Origin of the sequence: Streptomyces sp. SID1328 (genome assembly GCF_009865595.1) — a bacterium.
Lineage (GTDB): Bacteria > Actinomycetota > Actinomycetes > Streptomycetales > Streptomycetaceae > Streptomyces > Streptomyces griseoluteus.
On record NZ_WWKH01000419.1, the window covers coordinates 1 to 7,531 of the forward strand.

Consider the following 7,531-nt stretch of genomic DNA (forward strand, 5'->3'; position numbering starts at 1 on the left):
GTGTTGGTATGACGAGCCTTGCTGAGCGCCTGGTGCCGGATGAGTTGTGGGAGTTGTTCCGGCGGGTGGTGCCGGAGACGGTGGTCATACGGCCACAGGGTGGTGGTCGACGGCGGGCCGGGGACCGCGAGTGTTTGGCAGCGATCGTGTTCGTGGCCACGTCGGGGTGTTCATGGCGGCAGGTGCCACCGGTCTTCGGGCCGGCCTGGCCCACGGTCTACCGGCGCTTCGCCCGCTGGAGCCAGGCCCGGGTCTGGGCCCGACTGCACCGCGTCATCCTCGACGAACTCGGAGCGCGGGGCGAGCTGGACTGGTCGCGCTTCGCCGTCGACTCCGTCAGCATCCGTGCACTCAAAGGGGGGAGCTGACCGGACCGAATCCGACCGATCGAGGCAAGAGCGGATCGAAAATCCACCTGGTCGTGGACCGCAACGGCCTGCCCGTCGCCGTCGCCGTCTCAGCTGCTAACACGCACGACAGCCTCGCGCTGCAGCCCCTGATCGCCTCGATCCCGCCGGTGCGCAACCGACGCGGTCCCCGCCCGCGGCGGCCTGGGAAACTCCACGGGGACAAGGGCTACGACTACCCCCACCTGCGGCGATGGCTCCGGGAACACGGCATCACACCCCGCATCGCGCGCCGCGGTACCGACTCTTCGCAGCGACTGGGCCGACACCGCTGGGTGGTCGAGCGGACCATGTCCTGGCTTGCCGGCAGCCGCCGCCTGCACCGGCGCTACGAACGGAAACCCGAGCACTTCCTCGCGGTCACAGCCATCGCCACCAGCCTCATCAACTACCGACGACTCACCAAATGAAACGATGTCTAAGACCGTGTCCTACATGGTCAGTTGGCAGTTGTCCTGGGCGTGGGGAGTGGACGGTGGGGATGGATCGTTCCGGATGGACTGTGGGAATTAGCGAGGCCGTTGCTGCCGCCGGCGCGGGTGCGTCCGCAAGGGGGCGGGGTCGCGAACATCGATGATGAGGCGGTCTTCGCCGCGATCATCTATGTGCTGGTCAGCGGTTGCGCTTGGCGGGCGTTGCCACCGTGCTTCGGGGCGTCGAAGTCGACCGTCCATCGCCGGTTCGTCATCTGGTCGCGAGCCGGGGTCTGGGGACGGCTGCATCAGAAGATTCTCCGGCTTCTGGACGAGCGGGACCTGGTCGACCTCTCCCGCGCGGTCCTCGACTCTGCCCACGTGAGGGCTAAAAAAGGGGCGACCTTGCAGGTCCGAGCCCCGTGGACCGGGGTAAGCCCGGTTCCAAGATGCATGTCCTGTCCGACGCGAACGGACTGCCTCTACGCGTCGGAGTCTCCGCCGCCAACACCCACGACAGCCAGGCCCTGAAGCCGATGGTGTCCCATTTCCACATGCGACACGAATCCCACGCGACCGATTCCAAGCCTCAACGCCTTCATGCGGACAAGGCATACGACGTGCCTCACCTGCGGCGATGGCTATGGGGCAAGCACATCGGCGTCCGCATCGCCCGCAAGGGAGTCGAGTCCAGCGAGCGACTCGGCCGTCGCCGCTGGGTCATCGAACGCACCATGTCCTGGCTGACCGGCTACCGCCGACTCAACCACCGCTACGAGCGGAAACCAGGCAACTATCTGGCCTTTCTCGGACTGGCTGCAGCCCTCTGCTGCTACAAACGGCTCCGGAAACTGACTATGTAGGACACGGTCTAAGCCCCGGCCAGCAGGGCGAGGGGCTCGGCCCAGGGACGGTACGGGCCCCGGTCCGTGCCCGGGTCGACGCCCCTGCCCGCCCCCAGCGCACCGTGGTGCCGCCACGGTTCAGGACAGCCAGAGTTGTCACAACCGCTTCTGTCTCGCATGCTGAAACGTACGAAGATTGGCGCAGCTCACGTGAAGCACAATGCGTCGAAAGAGAATGTGAGACTCACATGAAGCGCTGGAGCAACGAATGGCACTGGGACGACCAGTGATGAACAGCACTGGAGCCCAAACCGATGCGTGGAGAGGGGCGTTCTTACTGGATTCCACCGCTTCGGGTGTCGCAGCGCAGGATTTCGACGGCCTCCAGCGCCTGTGGGACACACAGCTCGGTGATGTCTTCCCCATGCCGGCCTTGAGCCCGGACTCGGTCGATGGCATCCGGGCTCGGGGACGCCTGGCCAGAGTGCGTGACGTGGCCATCGTCGACGTCCACGGCCTGTCGGCCATCCGCAGCGTGGACGCCCCCGGAGGCGTCGACGATATGGTGATGATGTATACAGTGCGGCGGGGTGCGTGGACGTTCGGCGGCCCGCGCGATCGCTACGAACACACCGTACCGGCCGGGCAGTTCCTCCTCCGGCGCTTCGGGCCGTGGCCGCGCTTCGAGACGATGCCGAACACGACGAACCGGATCCTCATTCTGCCGCTCTCGGTGCTCAGCCCACTGCTTGGGGGCCGCAGCGTCACCGGGCCGTTGGACTCGGCGGAGATGCGTCTGCTGGTGGCCCACGTGAACATGGTCCACGCCACCATCGGTGACCTCGGGCCGGCCGGTGTGCGTGCCGCCCACGGCGCCTTGATCGAGTTGGCCAAGGCGGTGGTGAAGGGGCGGTTCGACGATGTGGAACCCCGGCTGGCTCCCTCGCTCGCCCAGGCGGCGAAGGAGCTCGCGGACCGTCATCTCACTGATCCCGAGCTCGGTCCGGCGATGCTGGCGCGTGCGGTCAACGTCTCTTTGAGTACCCTCCATCGGGCGTTCGCGACGGAGGGACTCTCGGTGAGCACATACATCCGCCGACGGCGGTTGGAGGAGGCCCGGCGCGCCCTCACCGCCCCGCACGGCGGGCTCTCGGTCTCCGAGATCGCCGCCCACTGGCACTTCTCCGATAGCAGCCACTTCATCCGCGCCTTCAAGAAACGCTACGGCCAGACACCCAAGGAATACGCCCGCTCGACCAGGACGGCAGACGACCGCAACTGACTCCGACGGCGTTCCCCTGGTCCGCGGCCGGAGCGAAAGCGATGGGGCCCCGGGCGACACCGCGGTGTTCATACCCCTCGCATACCACCCTGAGCACACGAGTCGAGTGTGTACGCACGACTCAACACTGGAGTTCGTGCCACTCGGCCGAGGGCTGGTTGAGCTATGGCCGGCGCATGTTGCTCAGAATCTCATGGGGTTCTGATTCAGGGCGTGACGGACGACTTGGGCCAGCAGGAGGCCGCCCTGGATTGCGGCCATGGTGAGGTCGGCCAGCTCCGTCACGTCGGCGTCCGGGCGCAGCTCGCCCGCCTCCTGCATCCGGCGCAGGCTCGCGATGAGGGGGCCTCCCAGCGTGCGAAGGCGTCCACGGACGCCTGTCGGGTGAGGTCGTCCCGGCCGCTCAGCTGACCGGCCAACGCACCGATCGCGCAGCCGCCTACCACGTCCTGCCGCGTCCCGTTGGCCACGATCGGGTCGAACCAGCGGTCGATGTCGGCCAGCGAGTCGACCTCCAGGAGCAGCGGTTCCTGCGAGGTCAACACCGTGTCCACGGTGGAATGAACAACGGAGCGGATGAGATCGTCCCGGTCGTCGAAGTAGTGGTAGAGCTGGCTGCGGCCGACCCCCGCGGCGCGTTCGACATCGTCCAGCGTCACCGCCGCGACGCCGCGCCGCTGGATGAGGTCTGCTGCCGAATCGAGGATGCTGGACGAGTGGGCCTACCAGCAGCCCTACACCTCAGAAGCCGAACGCCAGGCAGCGTTTCCCGACTGGCTGGACTGGTACAACTACCCCCGACCCGACACCGGAACCAGCGGCCACACCCCAGCCAGCCGCGTCACCAACCTCCTCGGACAGCACACCTGGCACTCAGGTTCAATCCGGATGCTTCTGTGGTTCAAGCGTAAGTCGCACCTGCCTTCCTAAACTACGGCGGTAGGGGCAAGCCGTGCGGCTCCGAACCCTGTGCATACGGAAGATGAGGAGTTGTGGACCAAGAGAGTGCACGCCGTGCGGTCGCTTTCACTCGTGCCCGCGCCCGCGTGGGCACGGACATCCTGAGAGAGACGATCGGCGGCGTGCGGATCGGGCGTACTCGACAGAGTTCGCATCCGGTGACGCTTTCCGCCGCGCATTCGGCATGGCGCCCAAGCGTTTCCGCGACCTCACGTCGCGACAGGCTGCGTAGCAGCATAGACCTGCGCCGCCTGGATCGTAACAGCGTCCATCGCTTGGTCACCCACCCTCTTTGTGAACGCAACTTCGGCACGCACCGGACGCCAATGCGCGGAACTGAGCGAGCAACTCGAAGGTCTGACGCACGCCGGGTTCGGTGAACTGCTGCAGGTCCGTTCCGTGGACGGTGCCATCAACGGCGTGATGGTGGACGCCACGGGCTGCTCTGTCCGCCGTGCCTTCCAGTCATACACGTACAGTAAGGAATGAAAGAGTATGGCGAAGCAGAACACGCGACCTGCGGACAGCAGGGACATGTACGCGGTCCACACCATGTTCCGGCGTGAGTTCGGCGTGCTACCCGCGCTGATCCGCGGTGTTTCGGCACATGACCGGGCGCGGACGCAGATCGTCGCTGATCACGTCGCTCTGCTGGTGGATCTGTTGCACGCCCACCACCGCAGCGAGGACGACCACTGCTGGCCCAAGTTGGCAAGCCGGGGGCCAGGGGACGTAGCTCCCATCGTTGAACTGATGCGGTCACAGCACCAAGTCGTCGACGCGGCGCTCCAGACCATGGAACAGCGGACTGCCCTGTGGCGGGCGTCGTCGTCGGCGGCGGATCGCGACGCGCTCGCCGACTGTATCGACGATATTCTTCCACCGCTCTGCGAGCATCTCGACGCGGAGGAACAGAAGATGCTCCCGCTCATCGACCGGTATCTGACCGCCGATGAATGGGCCGAGGTCGGCAACAAGGGGCTCGGCAATGTTCCTCGCACCAAGGTTCCCGTGTTGTTCGGAATGCTACTGCAGGAGGCCTCCGGCCAGCACCGCGCACTGTTCAGGGAAGCCATCACCCCTCCGGTATTCGCGATGATGTCCAGGGTCGGCCCGATCGTCCTGAAGCGTTATCAGCGCAAAGTGTTTTCCGCACGGTGAATATCGTCGTCGAGGGATGCGGGTGCACCACGGACTTGACGCACGGGATCTTTCGGATCCTCAAGTCCGGTAACGACCTCGCGAGCGCCCTGGAACGCTGGTTCGCTCGGTGTCTGCTGAAGAACTGGACGTAAGGCTTCCTCTACCGCCCCCTCGCCGATGAGACGGGCGGACGTATGCACACCGAGGTCCACCCCCTCAAACATTCTGACACGCAGTGAGGAATCACGGACATGAAAGTTGGTATAGGGCTGCCCAATCAGGTGCGCGAGATGCGGCCGTCGATCATCCCCGCGTGGGCATCACGGGCCTAGTACTCCAGCCGTAGATCGTGATCTTCATGCGCGGGTGGTTTGGCGCTGGTAGTGGCTGGTCTGGGATCGGGCCTGGTGGCGGCGTCGCCAGGCGGACCAGCCGAGCCGGTGGGCCGCGTCCCGGACGGGCTGGGCGACGAGCGTGGTGAACAGGCGTTGGATCTCGTTACAGGTAAGCCGTATGAGGCCGTCGGATGCTGGGTGGCGGGCGCGTTCGTCGGCTCGGACGACGGCGAGGAAGGTGTGCGCGAGCGTGGAGAGGGTGACCCAGCGGGACCAGGACAGGTAGCGGCGGACCCGTCCAGCACGTACAGGGAGTCACGCGGGGTGCCGGCCACGACCCTCCCACCAAGCCCAGCCGCCTGCATGCTTCCAGGTCACGGCTCGGCTTGAGCGCTGTTCATCTACACCGGGCCCGGAGGAGCATTCGGGGGCGTTGAGCTTGCTCACACGGCTCGGCTGCGCGGCAGTGATCGTGGCCAGGCGGGGGCGAAGCATCCACCAAACGTGAGCGGGCTGGTCCGCATGTTCCTTGTGACGTCCGTGATTACGAGGTCAAGGGGCGCACCCGCGGTGACGGTCTCAGGAGTTGGCTCCTCGGGCGCGTGCTGCGACACGACGCCATGGATGCTCAAGCTCAGTGCCTCAACATCCTGGAGATCCATTTACCGAACGAGCAGTCGGTTCTGAACGTTTGCTCCGCATGTACCGCCACACCGAAGCTGTCACCTCGCGTCGGGTCCGGACCGACGGGACAAGTAGCAGGTAGGGAGGCGCGAGGAGGGCTTCCGCAGGCAAGAACGCGGATGGATATCAGCCTGACCCGGTCTTCGCAGGACCCAGCTGGGAGCGCTCTCACGCCTCACCGCCGACTCCACCCGCATCGACCAGGGGCCCGCAGGCATCTCCACCACCACCGCAGCCGGCAAGAGCACCGGATTCGTCCGCGATCCCGCGGGCACACTGATCGGCATGACCAGCGGCGGCAACCCGTACTACTACGTCACCGACAACCAGGGCGCCCCATCCACCCTCGTCGACAACTCCGGCGTCAGCCAGGACCAGTGGGACTACAGCCCCACCGGCAGCGCCCGTCCCGGAAACACCAGCCTCATCGACCAGCCCTTTGGGTACACAGGCGCCTATCTCGACAGCACCGGCCTGTACAAGATGGGCACCCGCTACTACGACCCCACTTTGGGCCGCTTCACCCAGCCCGACCCCTCGGGCAAGGAGACCAATGCCTACCTCTACGCAACCGGCAATCCTGTGAACGCCATCGACCCGACCGGCACAAGCACCCTCGGTTGTATAGCTGGAGGCGTCTCTATCGTCGGCGGGGTCCTCAGCGTCGCTGGAGGTATCGCTGGAGCGGTTGGCAGTGGCGGGCTGGGCACCCCCGCATCCGTGGCAGCCATCGGAGGCGGCATCGGCTTGGTCGGCACTGGGCTCGGCTTCATAGATGCGTGCACATCATGATGGCGGGCAGGAGGCAGAGGCTGCCTGTAAGGCTCATTCAGGTCGGCATCGCACTTGGTCTGATCGGCGTGGTGCTCTTCGTGATCGACATCCTGATCCGTGGCTGATGACCAATCAGCTTGATCAACGCACTGCGACTCGTGGGGCAGCCCACCGTTAGGGCTGGCCCGGCGGAATAGAAGGCGATCGCGCCCGCTGGTTGTTAGCGGGCGCGATCGCCTTGCTTTCGCCGCTGATGCCGCCGCTCAGGTAGCGGACGCCGGGCCGCGCCTCAAGCCGACCACGAAACCAAGGCGCGGGCGGCACCTCCCGCATCACCGGGACAGCTTGGCGGGTGCGGGAGCTGGGCCTTTCCGACGTCACCATGTCCGCAGGCTTAGGCAGTTTCGTCCGGGTCAGTGGGTCGTTGGTCCGGGTGTGCCGTTGACTGATGCGCAGTGGGCGCGGATCGAGCCGTTACTCCCGGACCGGACACCGAAGCGGGGTGGCCGCTGGCGGGATCACCGGGAGGTGATCGATGCGATCGCCTACAAGTTCCAGACCGGCACGCAGTGGGTTCACCTGCCGGAGAAGTACGGCAACTGGCGAGGGGTCTACAACCGGCTGCGGATGTGGGCCGTCGACGGCACCTGGGAGCGGGTGTTCACCGCTCTGGTGGCACAGGCCGACG

At 65.9% G+C, this 7,531-nt stretch carries 6 protein-coding genes and 2 pseudogenes; 6 read left to right on the top strand and 2 right to left on the bottom strand.

What is annotated here, in order from left to right:
* Positions 1–8 precede the first annotated feature (8 nt).
* The 3 genes from GT030_RS12590 (at position 9) to GT030_RS35625 (ending at position 2,947) form a co-directional block, all read left to right on the top strand.
* Positions 9–817 (top strand): IS5 family transposase gene (locus tag GT030_RS12590; RefSeq protein WP_161201186.1). Its coding sequence is split into 2 segments (ribosomal slippage): positions 9–356 and positions 359–817, totalling 807 coding nucleotides; the frame shifts between segments, so codons are not numbered across the junction.
* 51 nt (positions 818–868) lie between these two features.
* Positions 869–1,683 (top strand): IS5 family transposase gene (locus tag GT030_RS12595; protein WP_346009624.1). Its coding sequence is split into 2 segments (ribosomal slippage): positions 869–1,217 and positions 1,217–1,683, totalling 816 coding nucleotides; the frame shifts between segments, so codons are not numbered across the junction.
* 475 nt (positions 1,684–2,158) lie between these two features.
* On the top strand, positions 2,159–2,947 hold the full coding sequence (locus GT030_RS35625; protein WP_346009622.1) for a helix-turn-helix domain-containing protein: 789 nt from the start codon (positions 2,159–2,161) through the stop codon (positions 2,945–2,947).
* Positions 2,948–3,228: 281 nt separating this feature from the next.
* On the opposite strand, the gene GT030_RS12605 is transcribed toward GT030_RS35625, so the two are convergent.
* Positions 3,229–3,606, bottom strand: a complete 378-nt coding sequence (locus GT030_RS12605) for a helix-turn-helix domain-containing protein (RefSeq protein ID WP_346009623.1) — start codon at positions 3,604–3,606, stop codon at positions 3,229–3,231.
* A 46-nt stretch (positions 3,607–3,652) separates the two neighbouring features.
* On the opposite strand from GT030_RS12605, the pseudogene GT030_RS12610 reads away from it, so the two are divergent.
* Both GT030_RS12610 and GT030_RS12615 read left to right on the top strand, forming a co-directional pair.
* Positions 3,653–3,811: pseudogene (locus tag GT030_RS12610) on the top strand (integrase core domain-containing protein); the annotation flags it as partial.
* Between the two features lie 591 nt (positions 3,812–4,402).
* Positions 4,403–5,068 (top strand): hemerythrin domain-containing protein, encoded by a 666-nt coding sequence (locus tag GT030_RS12615; RefSeq protein WP_161201183.1) that lies wholly within the window; start codon positions 4,403–4,405, stop codon positions 5,066–5,068.
* Positions 5,069–5,406: 338 nt separating this feature from the next.
* Here the strand turns inward: GT030_RS12615 and GT030_RS36395 are convergent.
* Positions 5,407–5,682 (bottom strand): annotated as a pseudogene (locus GT030_RS36395) (IS701 family transposase); the annotation flags it as partial.
* 672 nt (positions 5,683–6,354) lie between these two features.
* Between GT030_RS36395 and GT030_RS12620 the strand changes: the two are divergent.
* On the top strand, positions 6,355–6,861 hold the full coding sequence (locus GT030_RS12620) for an RHS repeat-associated core domain-containing protein (RefSeq protein ID WP_161201184.1): 507 nt from the start codon (positions 6,355–6,357) through the stop codon (positions 6,859–6,861).
* Positions 6,862–7,531: the final 670 nt, after the last annotated feature.

What these genes read in the sequence shown, in the direction of transcription:
- GT030_RS12615 (WP_161201183.1), top strand. Translation starts at nt 4,403, where the DNA reads ATGGCGAAGCAGAACACGCGACCTGCGGACAGCAGGGACATGTACGCG.
- GT030_RS12620 (WP_161201184.1), top strand. Translation starts at nt 6,355, where the DNA reads ATGACCAGCGGCGGCAACCCGTACTACTACGTCACCGACAACCAGGGC.